The sequence below is a fragment of the Haloferax sp. ATCC BAA-644 genome, assembly GCF_000336975.1.
Lineage (GTDB): Archaea > Halobacteriota > Halobacteria > Halobacteriales > Haloferacaceae > Haloferax > Haloferax volcanii.
The window spans coordinates 172,506-191,017 of sequence record NZ_AOLF01000002.1; the positions used below are offsets into that span (position 1 = coordinate 172,506).

An 18,512-nucleotide genomic window follows, 5' to 3' on the forward strand; every position below is an offset into this window, starting at 1 on the left:
TAGGGCTGTAACCCGGAGTCATAATTAAGTTGTGAATAGCCGACGAGGGAAGTCGGCCAGCGGTTCCGCCCCGTCGGACGTGACGACGAACGTCTCGCTGAGTTCGACGCCGAAGTCGTCGAACCAGAGACCGGGGATGGTGTGGAACGTCATGTTCTCTTCGAGGACGGTCTCGTCGCCGGGGCGGAGGCTCGCCGTGTGTTCGCCCCAGTCCGGGGGGTAGCCCAGCCCCATCGAGTAGCCGATGCGGTCTTTCTTCTCGATGCCGTACGCGGCGATGGTGTCGCGCCACGCCTTCTCGACGGCCTCGCAGGTGACGCCGGGTTCGACCGCATCGAGCGCGGCCTCCATCCCTTCGACGACGATGTCGGCCCGCCGGGACAGCTCTTCGGGCGGGTCGCCGACGAACGTCGTCCGCGCGAGCGGCGAGTGGTAGCGGTGCCGACAGCCGGAGAGTTCGATGATGACCGGGTCGCCGTCCTCGAACTCGCGGTCGGTCCACGTGAGGTGCGGCGTGCCGGTGTGGTCGCCCGAGGGCATCAGCGGGACGATAGACGGGTAGTCGCCGCCGTAGTCGTCGGTGCCCTCGATGAGCGCCGAGTAGATGGCCTCGGCGGCCTCGTACTCCGGGACGCCCGCCTCGATGACGTCGAGACCGGCCTGCATCGCGTTCTCGGAGATGCGGGCGGCCTCGCGCATGTAGTCGAGTTCGGCGTCGGACTTCTTGATGCGAACCCGATTGACGAGGAGCGTCGTGTCCTCGAAGCTCGCCTCGGGGAGGTTCTTTTGCAGGCGCGTGTACGACTTCGCGGTGAAGTAGTAGGCGTCCATTTCGAGGCCGACGCGAGCGTCGTCGACGCCGAGGTCCTCCAGCACGGCCGCGACGAAGTCCATCGGGTGGAGGTCGTGCGGCGACTGGACGTGGTCGTCGCTGTACGGCCGGATGCTCTCCTCGCTCAGCGTGGTCGTCGCGCGCGCACCGTTGGCGTCCATGTCGCGGCCGACCCACACGGGTTCGTCGCGGTCCCGCGTGACCACGACGCCCTGATGGACGTAAAACGACCAGCCGTCGTAGCCGGTGAGATAGTTCATGTTCGCGGGGTCGCTCACGAAAAGCGCGTCCAGCCCCCGCTCGGCCATCCGCTCTTTGGTCCGGGCGATGCGTCTGTCGTACTCGGCGCTGTCGAATACGGCTTTTGGCATGGGAACCTCTATCGAACCATCGGATAGGGCCCGTAAAAATTTTTTGTGGCCTCGGTCACGGATACTGTGTACGCCAACACCACGGTGACAGATGGTAGTGTATACTATTCACAAATCAATACCGATGTAGATGGCCACAGACACCGGCCGTACCTCCACACACCAATAATGAGTCCCTCAAGAATATGAATTATCTGAATTATGTGACTAATGTGGATGAATCAGATTATTTTACCAAGGGATTGTGTTCTATAAATACAATTCTGACTGCCACCGGCGCACCGAGAACAGTACGCATCTGCTGGGAGCCCAATCGTTATTCCTCGCAGTCTCGGAGGCGGGGGTATGGACCTCTCTATCGTCGACCTCTCGCCGGTTCCAAAGGGTGGGACGGCGACCGACGCGTACGCGAACACCGTCGAAACCGCCAAGCAAGCCGAGCGACTGGGTTACTCGCGCTTCTGGGTCGCCGAGCACCACGGCATGGCGAACACCCTCGCGGGGACGACGCCCGAGGTGTTGCTCGGCCACCTCGCCGCCGAGACGGACTCGATTCGGCTCGGTTCCGGCGCGGTGTTGCTCAACCATTACAGCCCGTTCAAGGTCGCAGAACAGTTCGGCGCGCTCGACGGACTCGCGCCCGGCCGCATCGACGCGGGACTCGGGCGGGCGAACGGGTCGCCGGCGGCGGACCAAGCGCTCGGGACGGATCGGCACGTCGAGGACCCCGACGGCGACCACGCGGAGAAAATCGAGGCCGTCGTCAACCACCTCTACGACGACTACCCCGACGAACACCCTTACGCCGACCTCGAAATCCCGCGGGGCGACGGCGACCTGCCGGGTCCGTGGGTGCTCGGGTCGAGTCCGTCGAGCGCGACCATCGCGGGCGAACTCGGACTCCCCTACTGCTTCGCGGGCTTCATCAGGCCGCAGTTCGCCGTCCACTCCTTCGAGGAGTACCGCGAGAGCTTCCAGTCGTCGTCGCTCGCCGGCGGCATCGACGAACCACACGGCATGGTCGCGGTGAACGCCGTCTGCGCCGAGACCGACGAGGAGGCCGCGCGACTCCGCGCGGTGGCCGAGGCGTCGTACAAGCGGATGCGCCGCGGCGAGGTCGGCACGAGACCGACCGTCGAGGAGGCGATAGACGAACTCGGCGGCGTCCCCGAGCCCACGCCGGCGACCCTCGGAGCGAAGGAGTGGCCGCGCGCGATTTCCGGCAGTCCCGACACGATTTCGGGGCTGTTGGACCAACTCGCGGAGCGCGTCGGGGCCGACGAGATGATGATTCAACACGTCGTCGGCAATCACGAAGACGGCCTCCGCTCGCACGAACTGCTCGCAGAGGGCGTCGGCCTCGTCTGACGCGTCGGTCTCCGAGACAGTCCGTCTCCCGGACGATTCATATCCCAGTCCCCGAAATGAGAGGTGTGTCACGCCTCCGTCATCTCCGGCTCGAGGACACGCCGTTCGAGGCCAGAGAGTTCTCGCTGCTCTGGCTCATCGCGCTGGCGACCTACGGCGTCGGCGACATCGTCACGACGCTGACGATTCTCTACTACGAGCGCCGGTTCGACGAGGCGAACGCCCTCCTCGTGGCGAGCACGGACGCTCTCGGACGGTGGGGGCTGGTCCTCCCGAAGCTCGCGGTGTTCCTCCTCTGTCTCGGCATCTGCGTCTACGGCGCTCGCGTGGGCGACAAGGTGCTGTACTACCTACCGCCGGTCACGCTCGCCGTCATCGGGGCGTTCGCCACGGCGTTCAACCTCCGGCTCTTCGTCGGCTGAGCGACGAGCGACGGAAAAACGAGGCGCGAACGGCTCAGCCGGTCGCCTGTTCGAGCGTGAAGACGAACTCCACGTCGACGCTGTCGGTCTGTATCTCGTTGCCTGCCGCCTCCCGAATCTGCCACTCGACGACGAGCGACAGCGACTCCCCGCCGTCGAGTCGGCCGAGCGAGACGGGTTCGTTCCACACGTCGACGAAGTCGAGATACGTCGTCTCGTTGCCGAGCACGTAGGAACTCGTCCCGTTGGCCCGCTCGACGCGGAGTCTGACGGCGAGCGCCTCGTGGAGTTCGCCCTCGTCGGCCCCGCCGGTCGAATCGACCGCTAACTCGGGGCCGGAGCGACCGTTTTCGGCGGACTCGAACGGCATCGAATCCAGCGTCAACACGCCGGAGTCGCGTCCGCGGTTGGTGAGCGTCCCCGTCGAGTTGCCCGCGGAGCCGGGGGCGACCGACCGGGTGTCGAGAAGCGAGAGACCCGCCCCGCCGGAGCCGAGTTCGAGGTCGACGCCCGCCGGGGCGCTCCCGGCGGTGTTCTCGACGGTCACGTCGAACGACGCCGTCTCCCCGGTGCGGGCGACCTCGGTCGAGTCGCGGAACAACACCGCGCTCACGGAGACGTAGCCCGTCGTGACGGTCGTCTCGCCGTCGTCGGTGGCGGCGAAGCCGGCGGTTCGGTTCCCCCCGGCGTACGTCACGTCGGAGCCGAGTGCGGTGGCGATGTCCACGGGACTCGACTCCCGGAGCGTGACGCGCCGCTCTTCCTGCCAGCCGTCGTCGGGGACCCACGCGTTCACCACGAGCACGACGCTGTCGACCGTGCCGGTCCACGAGAGCGTCCCGGTCACGGGGCCGCTGAGCGTCCCGACCGTCCCGTCGACGCTGCGGACCGTCGCCGGGTCCGCGGCCTCGACCGTGAGCGTCGGGTCGGGCGACACCGACGATTCGGCCGTCGTCGTCGTTTGACTGTCTCCGGAGCCACCACCTCCACCGCCACCGCCGCCTCCAACGCCACCGCCAGTTCCAGCGCGTGCCGTGGTGGTCGGGGGTGGACTGCTCGTCGGCGCGGGCGTTGGCGTGGGCGACGACGGGGTCGGGTTCGGCGTTGTGGTCGCGCTCGGCGTCGACGCGGGTGTCGGAGTGTCCGGGTCTTCGAACTGGTTCGTTTCCTCCGGTGGGGCGTCCGGCGTCGGCGGCGGCGGGGGGGTCACGGTGACGGTCGGCGGCGACGGCTCGGGGTCGTCGCCACGGAGGTCCGAGAGCACGTCGTTGATACCGCGGTCGTCGAGGAAGCGTTCGATGCTTCCGGGAGCGGCAAAGCCGGTTCCGACCAGCACGATGCCGATGACGACGAAGACGATAAACACCCGGCCGACGACCTGCGAGAACTGCGGCGAGAGCGTGCCGAAAAGTTTCGCCGGCAAGAGCGAGGCGAGCGACAGCGGAAGCGGGAACAGGCCCGCACGCGGCGGGCGGTACTCGACCACCAGCGCCGTCTCGGTCGGCCGGTCGCCGGGTTCGACTTCGTCGCCGACGTCGACCGGACGCGTCTCGGTTCGCGGCCCGTCACCCTCGTCGGAAGAGGACCGCTCGCGCTCGCGTTCGACGAGCGTGGCGTCACCGTCGACGCCGACGAACGACGCCGACGACGGGTCCCAACGCCGGACCGCCCGGACGACGCCGTGGACGGGGAGGCGCTCGCCGGGGAGACAGAGGACGCGGTCGCCCCGCGAGAGACGGTCGAAGTCGACCTCCTCGAAGCGCTCGGCGTCGTCGTCGCGGTCGGCCGCCGACGCGTCGACGAGGCGGCGACACCGCGTCGCGTCGGCGAGCTGGAGTTCGGGCGACCGCTCCGGCGTCCAGTCGGAGTCGAACGCGTCCCCGTCGTCCGAGCCGGTCACGGGAGATTCACCGCCCGTCCTCGGAGGGCTCGTCGGTCGCCGCCGCGTCAGAAGCGCGGTCGGCTGGGTCGGTCACCCACACCATGTCGCCGGGCGAGTCGGAGGAGGCGGAGGCGGAGGCGGAGGCGGACGCCGAGGGCGACGGGTCGACGACCGCAACGGGCTCCGAGAGACGGACGCCCGTTCGCTCGGGGGAGAGCGTGACGCCGCCGTCGGAGGCGCTGACGTAGCCAGTTCCAGTCTCGGTCGCCGCGTCGGCGTACAGCGAGTAGAGTTCGGTCACGACGAGGAGCGCGCCGGGGAGGATGACGAACAGGACCAAGCCGAGCCTCGACTGGGCGAACTGCGCGGCGAGGCCGAGGTACGGGACGTGGAACCAGACGCGGCCGACGACGCGGTCGGCGGCGACGGGGTCCGAGTCGATATCCTCGTTGGCGTCGCCTTTCGTCCGGAACACCGGGCTGTCGCCGCTTCGGTCCACCGCGACGACCCGGTGGGTCACGCGGTCGGTCCGCTCGTCGGTGATGGCGCTTCCGGCCGCTCGGTAGGTGAGGATGTCGCCCTCCGAGATGTCCGCGGGCGGCACGTCGCGGACGACCACCACGTCGCCGGCGTCGAACGTCGGTGACATGCTCCCGGAGAGGACGGTGTAACTGGCGTCGGCCCCGAAGGCCTGCGGCGCGGCGAGCACGACGACGAGCGCGACGGCGACGAGGAGGACGGCGCCGCCGAGGACGCGGGCCGCCGCGGCGAGGCGAGACCAGTTCATTGGTCGGTCGTCTCCGTCGTCATCGCCTGCTCACTGTCGTCGTCGCTGTCGTCAACTTCGGTCTGCGTGCTAGGCTCGTCGGTCTCACCATCTGCATCCTCGCCCGGGCGACGCTTCTCGTCGGTTCCCTCGGCCGCTTTAGCTGTGCCGCTCTGGTCGGGTTCTCCGGCTGTATCGTTGACCGTCCCGCTCTGGTCGGGTTCGTCGCCTGCGTCTTCGCTCGTGCGACTCTCGTCGTCTCCGCTTGTTTCGTTGACCGTGCCGCTCTCGTCAGCTTCGGCTGCGTCCTTTTCCTCCGAGTGGGGCTCGTCGTCTCCGCCTGCTTCGGTGATTTCGTCGCTCTCGTCGTCTTCGTCGCCTTCAGCGGCTTTTTCGACCGGGTCGCGTTCGTCCGTGTCGACTTCGGCCGCTTCGATGTCGTCTTCGGCGCTGGTGTGGTGATGGTGGCCGCCGTCGGTCTTGACATCGACGCGCATCACGAGGCCGTCGGGGTCGGCGTGCGAGTAGTGGTGCCACGAGAACCGGAGTTTGCCGGTGAGCGAGAACGACCCGTCCATCTCGCGGCGAATGCGGACGTGGTTCGTGCCGGTCGCGTCGACCGAAACGTCTGCGAGGCTGCTCGTCCGCCCGTCGGCGGTGAGTTCGAGGTCCGAGACCGCGACCGACGACCACGCGGCGGAGGCGGAGACCGTGACGCCGAGGGCGACCACGTCGTCCGCGCCGACGCCCTGCCCCTTCTGGCCGTATTTGTCCGGGTACTCCGTGTCGCCGACGGTCATCGTCACCTTGCTGCCGTCGAAGTCGACGCGGAACGATTCGGTTCGGCCCGAGACCCACGCGCGCTGCCAGTCGTTGTTCTGCTTGTGGAGGCGGGTCTCGAAGGGACCGGAACGCTTCAGCACCGCGACTTCGTAGTTCTCCGGCTCCGAGTTGCCAAACACGAACCCATCGTAGGGCTCGCCGTAGCGGGCGAGCGTCGCCCAGTCCCAGCCGCCCATCGCGTCGCGGGCGTCGCCGGAGCCGGACGTCGAATCGTCGTCTCCGTCGTCGGCCTCACAGGTCGCGCCGCCGTCCGAGTCGGCTCGCTGGTCGAGCGCGAACCGGAGGTCGACGCCCGCGATGTCCGAGGCGACTTCGTTGCCGGCGCTCGACGGGAGTCGCCACGCGATGGAGAGCTCCACCGACTCGCCGGAGGCGAGTTCGTAATCGAGGTCGAACGTCTCGTCCGCGACGAAAATCGAGTCGAGGGTCGCGTAGTCCGAACTCCCGCAGAGGAACGTCTTCGACCCGTTGGGGGCTTCGAGCCACGCGCGGACTTCGAGCACCTGCGCGAGTTCGCCGTCGCCGACGCGGGGGTCGTTCTGCGCCGGGGGCTCCGACTGGCCGTTTTCGTCGTCGGTGACGCCGAGCACGTCGATATCGAGGAAGCCGGTGAGCGACCCGCGGTTGCGGAGCGTCACCGACGCGGTGCCGCTGTCGCCGGGCGCGATATCGACCTCTTCGAGGAACGTGAGCTGCTCGTCGTCGCCGTCGACCGTCAGGTCGAGCGTGCCGACGCCGAACGACGCGTCGGCGCGCTCGGTGTCGGAAAACGCCGAGTAGGTGCCGACGCCCGCGGCGGCGCTTCCGGCGCTAATCGTGAAGAGCCCGCCGAGGAAGCGGCGTCGAGTGAGCGTCAGCGTTGGCGTCTGGTTCGGCATTGAGTGGCGTCGATGAGTGCGTCCGAACGACCGGGACGAAAGAGGAGACTCGGTCGGAGTGGCTGCGACCGAGTCGCGTCGTCCCCGTCGCCCGCGAACGAGGGTGATTGCTGGCTGTGCTGCCGGATCGTTACCGGCGGTTCTACCGGGTCGTTACTGGCTGTCCCGCTGGTTCAGTTCGAAGTCGAACTGGATGTCGAGCCCGTCGGCCTGGAACTCGTTGCCGGCGCTTTCCTGCATCGCCAGCGCGAAGGAGAACGTCTTCGTCTCGCCGGATTCGAGGTCGATGTCCTGGACGTTCGAGTCGTCGTCGCCGTCGGCCGCGTCGCTGTTCGCCGCGACCACGTCGGCGAGGGTGGCCGAGCCGCCGAAGCGGTCGTCGAGCACGTCGAGGCTCCCGACTTCGAACGTCGTCACGTCGAGGACGCCCGCGAGGTCCGCCACCGAGGCGTCCGCGTCGCCGTCGTCGCCGGCCGTGGCGTCGCTGTCGTTTTCGGTCAGCGTGAGGTCGATGTCGAGACTGCCGTCGAGCGACCCGTCGTTTTCGAGGTCGACTTCGAAGGTGTCGGTCTCGTCGCCGGGCGCGAGACCCGTGGCGCTGAAGCTCGCGGAACTGGCTCCGTCGGCGAGGCTCAGCGTCCCCGCCTGAAGCGTGTTCTCGGTGCTCGATTCGGTGTCGTTAAAGAGGGCGAACGTGCCCACGCCGGCGGCGGCGCTTCCCGCACCGATCGTGAGGAGCCCCCCGAGGGCGCGGCGTCGCGTGAGTTTGAATACTTTGTCTGCCATTGAGTTCTCCGTGCGGCCCACCGCACACCCACTCCCGTCCGTGATATTCTGGGTGGGGTGACCTTCAGACATCTCTACTCGATTACGCGGCAATAAGCCGATACCACCATTATGCGGTATCCGGCAAAAACCGAGCGACGTGATAGCTCCCGACACGGGAGCGCGGAGGAACCGACGAACGCGTATCGGAGCGGTCGGTTCACCGACCGCCGCGCTCGCCGTCGAACAGTTCTGCGAAGACCTTCCGCTGGGCCGCCCGGAGGTGTTGGGTGAACGTCGACCGCGAGACGCCGATGGCCTCGGCGACTTCGGCGGCGCTCCGGCGTTTCGGGCGCTCGAAGTAGCCCGTCCGGTACGCGACTTCGAGCGACTCGCGCTGTCGGTCGGTGAGGCCGGCCAGCACGCTCGCGCCGATATCGGACTCGACGGTCCGGTGGTGCCGCGCGGTCATGGTGACGCTGTCGAAGACGGCCGCGAGCGCCTCGACGAACGGGCCGGCCGGTCGCCGCCGGGGGAGGTCGACGACGACGGTCGCCTCGCCGGCGGCCACGACGACGCGGTGGAGGACGCCGCCCGCGTCGGCGACGGCCGTCCCCAGCGAGGGCGCGGCCGTGTCGAACTGCGCCCGGACGACCCCGCCGTCGGCGGTCACGGCGCCGGGCGTCACCCCGTCGAGGCTCGAAAGCACGTCCGTCACCGCGGCCTCGGACGCGCCGCGAACCGTCACGAAGTAGCGCTCGCTGTCGCCGCGTGGCAACACCGTGTGGACGACGAGTTCCGCGTCGCGACCGAGCGCGTCCACGACCGCCAGAATCCCCGCGTCGGCGTCGCGGACGCGGAGGCTGACGCGGACGACCTCGTCGGCCACGAGCGCCTCGCGGCTCTCGGCGGTGCTGAGGGCGTAGCCGAGCGTCTCCGCCAACTCTTCGAGTCGCCGTCGCTCCCGGTCGTCGTCGGCACCGCGGTGGTAGACGCCGAGAACGCCGTAGTCGACGCCGCCGTACCGAAGCGGGACGGCGACCGCGGTTTCGATACCGTCCGCGCCGGCGGCCGCCGTCCACCCGGCGTCGGGGGCGGTCGCCGGCGCGTCGGACTCGCGTCCGTCGACGCCCTCGACGCCGCGGACGACCGTCGCGCCCTCGCGGAAGGCGGTCAGGCTCGGTTCGGTCGAGTCGCGCCGGGCCGCCGCGTCGGCGTCGAGAACGCCTGCTGTGCGCAGATACGACTCGTCGCCGACGACCGCCAGCGGGTCGAGCCCGCCGCCCGCGGTCCGCTCGCCCACCCACGCGACGACGGCGTCGGGGTCGCTCCCGATGTACCGACAGAACGACTCCGCGACCTCCACGCGCGAGGACTGCCGGACGAGAATCTCCCGAATCGCCTCCTTCGTGTCGCGTTCGCGTTCGAGTCGGCGCTGGTGGTGGACCTGCGCCGTGATATCCCGGAGGACGCCGATGGACCCCGGCAGCCCGTCGTCGACGACGTAGTCGACGTCGAGGATGCAGTGGCGCGTCTCGCCGGCGCGGTCGCGGATGCGAATATCGAGCGACTGCGGAACCGACAGGTCGAGCGCGTCGCGGACGCGGGCCCGGTCGTCGGGGTGGACGACCGTCTCGACGATGTCGCCGTCGGTGAGCGCCGCGCGGTCGTAGCCGGTGAGCGTCGTCGCCGCCTCGTTGACGAGGACGACGCCGCCGTCGCGGGCGACGAAGATGGCGTCGCGGACGTTCTCGACGAGCGTCCGGTAGCGCGCCTCGCTCTCGGCAAGCGCGCGCTCGGTCCGGTGCTTGTCGACGGCCGTTCGGACGCGCGTGGCGAGCGCCGCGGCGCTGTCACCGACGCTCGTCTTGACGATGTAATCGTTCGCGCCGGCCGACAGCGCGCTGCTGGCGAGGCCCTCGTTCCCGGCACCCGTGAAGAGGAGAAACGGAATGTCGGGTCGGTGCTCGCGGACCTCGGAAAGCAGCTCGATGCCCGTCCGACCGGGCATGTAGTAGTCGCTGACGACGCACTCCACGTCGTCGGTGAGCCCGTCGAGTGCGCCCGCTGGACTGTTGGCCTCCCGCACGTCGAAGTCGGGGGCCTCCTCGCGGAGTCGCTGCACGACGAGCGTCAGCCAGTCGCGGTTATCGTCGACGAGGAGGACCGTGACGGGGTCCGCACTCGTCTCGTCTGTCGTCTCGGTCACGGCGGTTCGGCCGTCCGTGGCACACCGACCGGGATAAGCTGTTCGGGTGACGGGTCCGGGCGGCGGCCTGAGAAACATGGACTGTTCGTTTGGTTTGCGCCGACAGCGACGGGATTGACATCCTCCCCGCCCTAAAGGGCGAGGATTCCCGAGCGTTGGGATATTAGGGTTCGCAACTCACCTGTTCGCTCGGTGCGAAACGCCCCGAGGTTTGATTGAACAGGTAGGCTACTGGCCGTGCCAAACGACCGTTACTCATATCCTCCGTCGGAGGACTCTGAGTTATCTTTCTGCGAATATTCACCGCGCCATTCACATCTGCGTTCATCGTCACACCGCACGACCCACAGACGTACAACCCACGCTCCACACGGTTCGCATCACGCTTTCGACCACAACACGAACACGTCTTACTCGTGTCTCGCTCTGAAACACGGTCAACGAGGATGCCGTGTTCTTCGGCCTTGTATCCGAGCAACGTAGTGAAGCGGTCGAATTCCCATCCGTGGAGTTTCTTGTTTCCACGCTTCCCCCAGTTTCGAGCATCACCGTTCTCGTCTTCACGAATCTTGCTCAAGTCACCGATGGCGATGCGACCAACCTCGTGGTCGATACACTGCTCAACGATGTGCTTGGCGAGGGCGTGCAGGAAGTGGTCTTTCCGACGCGAGAGTTTCTGCCGGGCACGGAGCGCACGGCGCGACGGGCCGTTCTCGCCCTCCGTGTCGTACTCGTCACGGGTGAAGTAGTGCTTGTCCTGTTTGAGAACGTTCCCCGGATACAACTCAGCGTCACCGTCGTCGTAGGCGATAGCGAGGTAGTTCTTGATGCCGAGGTCGATTCCAGCCGTGTTGTCGCCGGGTGCGTCCTCGACAGGAATCTCGACTTTGCAGACGAGGTGGAGTTCCCATCGGTCGCCGTTCCACACGGCTCGAACCTGCTGGATGTTCTCCACGGTCACGTCCGGGCGCGTCTCGTACTCTGCGAGGATGAAGTCCGAGCGGTGGTTCTTGAGATTGAAGCCTTTGCTCAGACGGAGTTGGTTGTGCTTGGAATCGTGCTTGATACCCATCTGTTTCCACGTCACGGTGGAGCGTGGATGATTGTCGCCTCGCTTTCGGTAGCCGGGGAGATTCGCGTCTGTGTCGCCGTTCTTGCGCTTTTTGAACCAGCCGGTGAACGATTCAGCGAGTTCTTCGAGAACGCGCTGACTTGACTGAGAATGCAGGTCACTGTATCGTTCGTGGTCTTTTAATTCGCGCTTGAGGTCGGCTTCGGACGGAATCTCGCCAGTGTCATCCCATTCTTGCTGGATGTGGTAGCGGGCGACGTTCCACAGTTTGGATGCTGAGTGTCCGCAGTCATCGAGATCGTCACTCACCTGAGAGTGGTTGACGATTTTTGCTCGATAGGTGCGGGTTGTTTCCAGCATCGGACTGTGTTCATAAGCACTTATGAGAAATAATTTATTAAAAGTAACGACCGAGACGTAGAATATCCGGTCTGCAATCGAACGTGGTTAGTGGAGGAGTTGTCGGCTGTATCCCCGCCCTGAAGGGCGAGGTTTTAGCCTTGAAACTTCCATAATCGCTCGCAAACAGACACCTCTAAATACCAGAGCGGGCACAGAACACGCACCGATGGACGCGAGCAGCGGTCGGGCCCGGTGAGAGATGGACTGGCAGTACACCGTTTTGGTCCTTCCGACCCTCTTTGCGATGAGTACCGCGGTCCTACTCGGGGCGTACAGCCTCCGGCACATGCAGGCCCACGGGCAGTCGTCCGAGCTCGTTACCTTCTTCGCCGTGAACGTCGGACTCGCCCTCTGGACCGGGTTTGCGGCGCTCAAACTCCTGCAGACCGACCCGGCGCTGAAGCTGCTTTTCTACCGGTTTCTCTACTTCGGCGTCGCGCCGCTCGGCGCGCTCGCGTTCCTCTTTACGCTCCTCCACACCGACCGAGTCAGCCGAATCACGCCCGGACTGGTCGCGGCGGTCATGACCGTGCCGGCCGTCTTTCTGGCGGTCCTGTTTGCGAATCCGAACGGCCTCGCCATCGAGGCGACGCACCTCGTCGAGACGAACGGCCTCGTCGTCCTGCGGGTCGACGTCGGTCTCGGTCACGTCGTGTTGCAGTTGCTCTACAACGCGGTGCTCTCCGTGCTGGCTATCGTGCTCATCCTCTACGAAGCGGCCCGACTGGGTCGCACGTACATCCCGCAGGCGGTGTTGGTGAGCGTCGGTCTCGCCGCCCCGTTCGTCTTCGTCGCGTGCAGTTCGCTCGGAATCCCGCCGTTCAACAGCGACGGCGTGAACCTCGTTCCGACCTCGGCCGCAGTCACCTCCGCGGCCATCGGCATCGCGCTCTTTCGCTACCGGTTTCTCGACCTGCCACCCATCGCCTATACGACCGCGATGGAGGAGTCGCCCGACGGCGTGTTCGTCCTCGACGCCGACAAGCGAATCGTCCACGTCAACACCCGCGGTGCGGCGCTCTTAGAGCGCTTCGGCGCGGCCGTCGGCGACCCGATCACCGCGGTCTCGCCGGACCTCGACCTGACGGCCGAGAGCAACGACAGCATCGAGACCACCCGAGAGGGCGGCGAGGCGGTGTATCTCAGCGCCCGCTCCCAGCGGCTCGAGCGGGGCGACCAGACCGTCGGGTGGGTCATCGTCCTCCGCGACGTGACCGAGTTACACCGCCAGAAACAGACGATTCTCTCCCAAAACGAGAAGCTCACGCTCCTCAACCAGATCGTCCGACACGACATCCGAAACGACATGGCCGTCATCCTCGGCAACGCGCAACTGGTCGAGGAGTCGGTCGACGACGAGGCGCTGCGCGAGCGCCTCGACACGATAATCAGGAACGGCGAGCACGCCACCGAACTCACGGTGAACGTCCGGAACCTCATGGCGACGATGCTCGACGACGAGGAGACGAACCGCCCGACGACGCTCGCCGGACCGCTCTGGGCGGAAGCGAGCGCGGTCCGCGACGGAACCGCCGACGCGGCGGTCTCGCTCCCCGACGAGCCGCCGACCGTGACCGTCGTCGCCGACGACATGCTGGGAACCGTCTTCCGCAACCTCCTCACGAACGCGGTGCGGCACAACGACGCCGACCGGACCGAAATCGACGTGTCGGTCGAGGTCCGCGACGACGACGCGCTCGTCCGCATCGCCGACAACGGACCGGGCGTCCTCGACGACCGAAAAGAGGTGGTGTTCGGCCGCGGCGAAAAGGGGCTCGAAAGCCCCGGCACCGGCCTCGGTCTCTACCTCGTCGACACCATCGTGAGCGGCTACGGCGGCGACGTGTGGGTCGAGGACAACGAGCCCCGCGGCGCGGTCTTCGTCGTCCGCCTGCGGAAGGCCTGAGAGCGGGGCGGCCGAGCGCCCAAACACTCAAACGGTCAGCACAGCCACATTATACGCGATGCCCTCCACCGTCCTACCTACCGGCGTCAGTCGGTGGCGAGTGGCCGTGTTCGCGGTCGTCACCGTCATTCTCGCCGGTCTATTCTCACTCACCGACGAGCCGGTCAGTCCGGCGCTCGCGGCCATGGGACTGCTCACCCTCGTCTACATAGCCTCGACCGCGGTCGACGCCGTCCGCGAGCATCCCGGCTTCCCGCTCGCCTCCGCGGTGTACACGACGCTCCTGTTCGCCGCAGGGTACGCCAGCGGCGCGCTGTCGAATCTCCTGTGGGGAGTTCTCGCCGTCCTCTCGGCGCTCGGCGTCGTCGTCGAGGCGTACAACTACCGGCACGGAACGAGCTATCTCCGGTTGGATTTCGAATGAGGAGCCTGAGCGAGATCACCGTTTCTGGGGCGGTTGCCGTCGCGTCGCTCGTCGTGGGACTCGTCGTCGCCTTCGACGGCCCACAGGTCGACCTCGCGGGCGGGGTCGTCTGGACCAGCGCGACCGGCATGGTGCTTCTGCACCTTCGCGGGAAAGTCCGCGACGCTCGGAGCGACGAGTCGCCGGAGCCGGGACCCCTCCTGCGTCTGGCCGAAATCGACTACGACCCGCGGTACGACCGCTATCTCGGCGTCGTTTTGTTCGCTCTCGGCATCGCGGCGTTCGCGGCGGTCATCGTCGTCGACACGTCCGGTTGGAACGTGTTGTTCCTCGTCGGCGTCGGGAACTGCTGTCTGATTGCCGCGCTCGGGGCGGTCGCGCTCTCGGATAGATAGCGCGGGGAGCCGAACCGACCACGTCGCCGTCCGCTGGTTTTCGAGGCGTCGGCCAAAAAGACTACTTCGGGAGCGGGTGAGTTTCGCATGTCCGCTCGACGCTGTCTGGTCGGCGGACAGGTGACATATCTGCACAGACAGGCGGCCCATCCCGTGCCAACGGTACTCCGACCCTGCCCCCTCGGACTGCCGCCCGATGGTCCGCCCCTACATTTCTACCCTCTTACCGCCGGTTCAGCGAGCGACCGGCCTGCGACTCAGTCGCGTCCCGGAGCAGCGCCCCCGGCGAGACCGGCCACGCGGGACCCGAGTTCGTCGTAGACGCGGACGACCGTGCCGCGGAGCGACTCCGTCGCGAGGACGGCGAAGCCGGTGAAGATAGTCGCGAAGCCGACGACGGTGAGCGTCGAAATCGACTCACCGAGGAGCACCGTCCCTCCGAGCGTCGCGACGATGGGCACGGCGTAGAAGACGAGGTTGCCGCGAATCGGCCCCACGTCGTCGAGGAAGCCGAAGTAGGTGAGGTAGGCCACCGCGCCGGCGAAGACGCCGACGTAGGCGAGCGCGACGAGCGCCGTCGGAGACCACGTAGCCGCGGCGAGCGACTCGCCGGAAGCGACGCTCATGCCGTGGGTGAGCGCCGCGCTGACGGGGAGCGCCCACGCCGTGCGGACGGTGCTCGAAAGCGACGTGTCGGCCCAGCGGATGAGGACGGTCCCGAGCGCGCCGCTGACCGCGCCGAGGAAGACGACGCCCTTCCAGAGTGCCTCGCCGCCGAGCAGGTTCGCGGGGTCGACGCCGACGACGAGGCCGACGCCGAGCAGGCCGATGAGCATCCCGAGCGCGCCCCGGGTGGAGAGGCGCTCATCCGCGAGAAGCGCCATGGCGAACACGGGCGTCAGAATCGGATTGAGGCTGAAGATAATCGACCCGACGCCGCTGGAGACGTGTTCCTGCCCCACGAACAGGAGGGCGTTAGCGAGGCCGATAACGAACACGCCGGTGGCGAGGATGCCGACCACGTCGCGGACCGACCGCGGGAGCAGTTCGGCGCGGGGGCGGGTGGCGACGACGTAGCCGACGAGCAGCACCGCCGCGATGTCGAACCGGAGCGCGACGAACAAAAGCGGCGGCAGGTAGTCGAGACCCGCCTTCGCGGCGACGAACGTCCCGCCGAAGAAGAACGCCGTCAACACGAACAGGACGAGCCGCCGGCGCGTCGCCGTCACCGTCCCACACCTCCGAGCGAGAGACCGAACGCAGAGTGAAGTGAACGCATCTTGGATACACGTACGACTCCCCCACGTATAGTTTGATTCAGAAATCAATTCACGGCAAGAAAGGTCCGCGGCGGTCGAGAATGATTCATGGTGTGAAATGATTTCGAGACGCGAAAAGCGTTTAATGGAGCGCGCACAACGTCGCCGCATGGAGTCGGCATTAGACGAAATCGAGTTCCTCGCGCTCTCGCAGAACCGCGTCGACGCGCTCAGATACCTCGCCGAGCGGCCGCACTCCAGACGCGAACTGGTCGAGCGAACCGGGGCGTCGCAGCCGACGATGGGGCGGATTCTCAGCGACTTCGAAGACCGGTCGTGGCTCGTCCGCGAGGACGGCGCGTACCGAGCGACGGTGACGGGCGAACTCGTCTCGCGGGGCTTCGACGACCTCGTCGACATCCTCGACACCGACGCCAAGCTCCGGCCGGTCGTCGAGTGGCTCCCGACCGACGCCATCACGTTCGACCTCGAACACCTCACCGAGGCGACGATTACCACGCCGAGTCAGGTCCGGCCGAACGCGCCGGTCAAGCGCGCCGTCTCCCTCCTGAGCGAGGCCGAGGACGTGCGAATCTTCTCGTACGCCTTCAACGAGCAGAACCTCGACATCGTCAGGGAGCGGACCGCCGCCGGCGACCAGCGCTTCGAGGGCGTGTTCTCGTCGGCCGCCATCGACGCGCTCGCCCACGACTCCCAGCTGCGCGAACAGCTCCGCGACCTTCTCAACGCCGACGCGGCCGCCGTCCGCATCACCGACGAGCCGATTCCGATGGCGGCGACCATCGCCGATACGACCGTCCACCTGTTCCTCCGCGACGACAACGGCATCCTGCAAGCGTCCATCGACGTGACGGAACCTGAGGTGCTCGCGTGGGCCGACGACCTGTTCGAACGCTACTGGGAGGCGGCGGAGCCGCTCGACCTCGACCGGCTCTGAAAGCGGGTATCACGACCGACCGCGTCGTCGCCCCGTCAACCGACTCACGAGACATATCGGCGGTCTGCGAGATGCCAGCAGACGCCCTCGTCCCACCCGTCAGTCGAGTTCGTCGAACGAGTCGACCCCGTCCCAGCAGGAACACGGCAGGTCGTCCAGAGAGGTGACCTCGTCCGGGAGGCTGGTAATGGGAATCCCGGACCCGGCCTCGTCGCAGTCCTGTTGATGAACGCTGAAGTCGTCGCTGGACATCGTGTACATGGTCAGCACGCCCTGTTCGCCGGCTTCATTGAAACAAGTTGTGAGTGTGGCAGACGAGCGCGGAGCGTCAGAGAACCCGGAAGACGCGAACCGTGTCGCGCTTGCCCGGCTCGCAGAGCAGTTGGGCGGGGCCGAGGTCCGAGAACTCGTCTTTCCAGTTGCGGTGATACAGCGGGAAGTCGTCGTTGACGTAGCTCACCTCGGAGCCGGCGCGCCCGCGGGTCGGGCCGTTGCCCTCGTTTTCGGCGGTGATGACGAGGTCCGAGGAGACGCGGGCGATTTCCTCGAACACCCAGGTGTCGTCGGGGTGGACGTGCTGGAGCGTCTCGACGGAGTAGATAACGTCGAACTTGTCGTCGGGGAAGTCGGGGAGCAGGTCCTCGATTGCGCCGGTGAGGAACGTGCCGGTATCGACGAGTTCGGGGAAGTACTCGGCCATCACCTCGAAGGAGTCGTCGTTGATGTCGATGCCGGTGATGTCCTCGTAGCCGCGGTCGTGGAGGTGCGCGAGGTGGCGACCGGAGCTACATCCGAGTTCGAGAATCGACGCGTCCTCCGCCGCGTAGTGCTCGAACACGGTCGCGAGCGTCTCGCTGACCTCGTTCGGGCCGATCTGGGCGTAGTACTCCGGCGAGAAGTCGCCGGAGCGCTCGGCCCATCCGCGGTGGTTGTCGTCTGCGTCCATACCCCGAGTAGCGAGCGGGCGGGTAAATGTTCCGCGGAGTGTGCGCCGTCGGTGCGACGCGCGAGGAGGGTCCGAGAACGCAGAGCGGTCGCCCGGGTCGAGTGCGCTGGAGGGCGCAAGGGAGCGCACAGGAGGGCGCGGTTGGGAGGGGTGCGTCAGGGGGGATTCGGGTCCCGCGAAGGGACTGGGAGCGAGTGTGTCGTGGAGGGCTGGAGGGGTGAGCGCCGCCGCGGGCACGAGCAGTCGGGTGTACCAGTCGAGCGTACCGTGCCTCGCTCGCGGCGCGTGCGCCAGCGGGTCGTCGACCGCGGTCGTTACGCCGAGTCGTCGGTCGTCGTCTCGTTCTCGGTCGTCGTCTCGTTCTCGGTCGTCGTCCCGTCTTCCGTCATCGTCCCGTCTTCCGTCATCGTCCCGTCTTCCGTCATCGTCCCGTCTTCCGTCATCTCGTCGTCGGTCGTTCCGTCGTCGGTTGTCGATTCGCCTTCCGTCGTTTCTTCCTCGGTTGTCTCTATCGTCGCCGTCTCGTCTTCTGTCGTCGCTATCGTCGTCTCGTCCTCGGTCGTCGTCCCGACACCACCGGTCTCGGCTGTCGTCTCGGTACCGCCGACCGCGGGTTCGCCGTCCGTGCCGTTCGTACCGTTCACGGGACCACCACCACCGCCCGTGTCCGTACAGCCGGCGAGTGCGACGGTCGTTACCGCGACGCCGACACCGAACTGCCGTCGAGTGAGCGTTTCGCGCATCGCAGTCAGCAGTCTCGCTCGGCGGATGATAATGGGGGAGAGTCGTCCCGACCGTTCCCCCCCGAACAACC

The 18,512-nt window shown here is 67.0% G+C and carries 17 protein-coding genes; 6 read left to right on the top strand and 11 right to left on the bottom strand.

What is annotated here, in order from left to right:
• Positions 1-24 precede the first annotated feature (24 nt).
• Positions 25-1,203, bottom strand: coding sequence for a M24 family metallopeptidase (locus tag C458_RS02215; protein WP_008572850.1), 1,179 nt, complete (start codon positions 1,201-1,203; stop codon positions 25-27).
• 345 nt (positions 1,204-1,548) lie between these two features.
• Here C458_RS02215 and C458_RS02220 point away from each other — a divergent pair, with 345 nt between their 5' ends.
• Both C458_RS02220 and C458_RS02225 read left to right on the top strand, forming a co-directional pair.
• Entirely contained in the window at positions 1,549-2,571 is a 1,023-nt protein-coding gene (locus C458_RS02220; RefSeq protein ID WP_008572852.1) for an LLM class flavin-dependent oxidoreductase, read from the top strand.
• Between the two features lie 65 nt (positions 2,572-2,636).
• The gene (locus C458_RS02225; protein ID WP_004061917.1) at positions 2,637-2,993 is read left to right on the top strand and encodes a hypothetical protein; all 357 of its coding nucleotides are present in this window, start codon (positions 2,637-2,639) and stop codon (positions 2,991-2,993) included.
• Between the two features lie 34 nt (positions 2,994-3,027).
• Here the strand turns inward: C458_RS02225 and C458_RS02230 are convergent, their stop codons facing one another.
• The 6 genes from C458_RS02230 to C458_RS02255 form a co-directional block, all read right to left on the bottom strand.
• On the bottom strand, positions 3,028-4,893 hold the full coding sequence (locus tag C458_RS02230; RefSeq protein WP_008572855.1) for a hypothetical protein: 1,866 nt from the start codon (positions 4,891-4,893) through the stop codon (positions 3,028-3,030).
• 7 nt (positions 4,894-4,900) lie between these two features.
• Complete coding sequence (locus C458_RS02235) at positions 4,901-5,662, bottom strand: signal peptidase I (RefSeq protein ID WP_008572856.1); 762 nt, start codon at positions 5,660-5,662, stop codon at positions 4,901-4,903.
• Positions 5,659-7,362, bottom strand: coding sequence for a TasA family protein (locus tag C458_RS02240; protein WP_008572857.1), 1,704 nt, complete (start codon positions 7,360-7,362; stop codon positions 5,659-5,661). The genes C458_RS02235 and C458_RS02240 overlap by 4 nt, the downstream gene beginning before the upstream one ends.
• Positions 7,363-7,515: 153 nt before the next feature.
• Complete coding sequence (locus tag C458_RS02245) at positions 7,516-8,148, bottom strand: TasA family protein (protein WP_004061909.1); 633 nt, start codon at positions 8,146-8,148, stop codon at positions 7,516-7,518.
• 199 nt (positions 8,149-8,347) lie between these two features.
• Complete coding sequence (locus C458_RS02250; RefSeq protein WP_008572858.1) at positions 8,348-10,336, bottom strand: helix-turn-helix domain-containing protein; 1,989 nt, start codon at positions 10,334-10,336, stop codon at positions 8,348-8,350.
• A gap of 163 nt (positions 10,337-10,499) precedes the next feature.
• Positions 10,500-11,768 (bottom strand): RNA-guided endonuclease TnpB family protein, encoded by a 1,269-nt coding sequence (locus tag C458_RS02255; RefSeq protein ID WP_008572859.1) that lies wholly within the window; start codon positions 11,766-11,768, stop codon positions 10,500-10,502.
• Between the two features lie 241 nt (positions 11,769-12,009).
• Here C458_RS02255 and C458_RS02260 point away from each other — a divergent pair, with 241 nt between their 5' ends.
• The 3 genes from C458_RS02260 to C458_RS02270 are packed head-to-tail and all read left to right on the top strand — an operon-like array spanning position 12,010 to position 14,535.
• Positions 12,010-13,716: a histidine kinase N-terminal 7TM domain-containing protein gene (locus tag C458_RS02260; RefSeq protein ID WP_049897134.1), complete on the top strand. Its 1,707-nt coding sequence runs from the start codon at positions 12,010-12,012 to the stop codon at positions 13,714-13,716.
• Between the two features lie 58 nt (positions 13,717-13,774).
• Complete coding sequence (locus C458_RS02265; RefSeq protein WP_192815222.1) at positions 13,775-14,140, top strand: phosphatidate cytidylyltransferase; 366 nt, start codon at positions 13,775-13,777, stop codon at positions 14,138-14,140.
• Positions 14,137-14,535 (top strand): hypothetical protein, encoded by a 399-nt coding sequence (locus C458_RS02270; protein ID WP_008572862.1) that lies wholly within the window; start codon positions 14,137-14,139, stop codon positions 14,533-14,535. Before C458_RS02265 ends, C458_RS02270 begins: the two co-directional genes overlap by 4 nt.
• A gap of 257 nt (positions 14,536-14,792) precedes the next feature.
• Here the strand turns inward: C458_RS02270 and C458_RS02275 are convergent, their stop codons facing one another.
• Positions 14,793-15,764, bottom strand: a complete 972-nt coding sequence (locus C458_RS02275; RefSeq protein WP_008572863.1) for a DMT family transporter — start codon at positions 15,762-15,764, stop codon at positions 14,793-14,795.
• Between the two features lie 199 nt (positions 15,765-15,963).
• Here C458_RS02275 and C458_RS02280 point away from each other — a divergent pair, with 199 nt between their 5' ends.
• On the top strand, positions 15,964-16,752 hold the full coding sequence (locus tag C458_RS02280) for a winged helix-turn-helix domain-containing protein (protein WP_008572864.1): 789 nt from the start codon (positions 15,964-15,966) through the stop codon (positions 16,750-16,752).
• 99 nt (positions 16,753-16,851) lie between these two features.
• Here C458_RS02280 and C458_RS18320 read toward each other — a convergent pair whose 3' ends face one another.
• The 3 genes from C458_RS18320 to C458_RS02290 form a co-directional block, all read right to left on the bottom strand.
• Entirely contained in the window at positions 16,852-17,013 is a 162-nt protein-coding gene (locus tag C458_RS18320; RefSeq protein WP_008572865.1) for a hypothetical protein, read from the bottom strand.
• A 67-nt stretch (positions 17,014-17,080) separates the two neighbouring features.
• On the bottom strand, positions 17,081-17,698 hold the full coding sequence (locus C458_RS02285; RefSeq protein WP_008572866.1) for a class I SAM-dependent methyltransferase: 618 nt from the start codon (positions 17,696-17,698) through the stop codon (positions 17,081-17,083).
• A 314-nt stretch (positions 17,699-18,012) separates the two neighbouring features.
• The gene (locus C458_RS02290) at positions 18,013-18,441 is read right to left on the bottom strand and encodes a hypothetical protein (protein ID WP_008572867.1); all 429 of its coding nucleotides are present in this window, start codon (positions 18,439-18,441) and stop codon (positions 18,013-18,015) included.
• Between the last annotated feature and the right edge of the window lie 71 nt (positions 18,442-18,512).

Bases quoted from the DNA above. Each gene is read 5' to 3' on its own strand.
- C458_RS02290 (WP_008572867.1), bottom strand. From the start codon at position 18,441: ATGCGCGAAACGCTCACTCGACGGCAGTTCGGTGTCGGCGTCGCGGTA.
- C458_RS02280 (WP_008572864.1), top strand. From the start codon at position 15,964: ATGGAGTCGGCATTAGACGAAATCGAGTTCCTCGCGCTCTCGCAGAAC.
- C458_RS02285 (WP_008572866.1), bottom strand. From the start codon at position 17,698: ATGGACGCAGACGACAACCACCGCGGATGGGCCGAGCGCTCCGGCGAC.
- C458_RS02215 (WP_008572850.1), bottom strand. From the start codon at position 1,203: ATGCCAAAAGCCGTATTCGACAGCGCCGAGTACGACAGACGCATCGCC.
- C458_RS02235 (WP_008572856.1), bottom strand. From the start codon at position 5,662: ATGAACTGGTCTCGCCTCGCCGCGGCGGCCCGCGTCCTCGGCGGCGCC.
- C458_RS18320 (WP_008572865.1), bottom strand. From the start codon at position 17,013: ATGTACACGATGTCCAGCGACGACTTCAGCGTTCATCAACAGGACTGC.
- C458_RS02255 (WP_008572859.1), bottom strand. From the start codon at position 11,768: ATGCTGGAAACAACCCGCACCTATCGAGCAAAAATCGTCAACCACTCT.
- C458_RS02245 (WP_004061909.1), bottom strand. From the start codon at position 8,148: ATGGCAGACAAAGTATTCAAACTCACGCGACGCCGCGCCCTCGGGGGG.
- C458_RS02270 (WP_008572862.1), top strand. From the start codon at position 14,137: ATGAGGAGCCTGAGCGAGATCACCGTTTCTGGGGCGGTTGCCGTCGCG.
- C458_RS02240 (WP_008572857.1), bottom strand. From the start codon at position 7,362: ATGCCGAACCAGACGCCAACGCTGACGCTCACTCGACGCCGCTTCCTC.
- C458_RS02220 (WP_008572852.1), top strand. From the start codon at position 1,549: ATGGACCTCTCTATCGTCGACCTCTCGCCGGTTCCAAAGGGTGGGACG.
- C458_RS02260 (WP_049897134.1), top strand. From the start codon at position 12,010: ATGGACTGGCAGTACACCGTTTTGGTCCTTCCGACCCTCTTTGCGATG.
- C458_RS02265 (WP_192815222.1), top strand. From the start codon at position 13,775: ATGCCCTCCACCGTCCTACCTACCGGCGTCAGTCGGTGGCGAGTGGCC.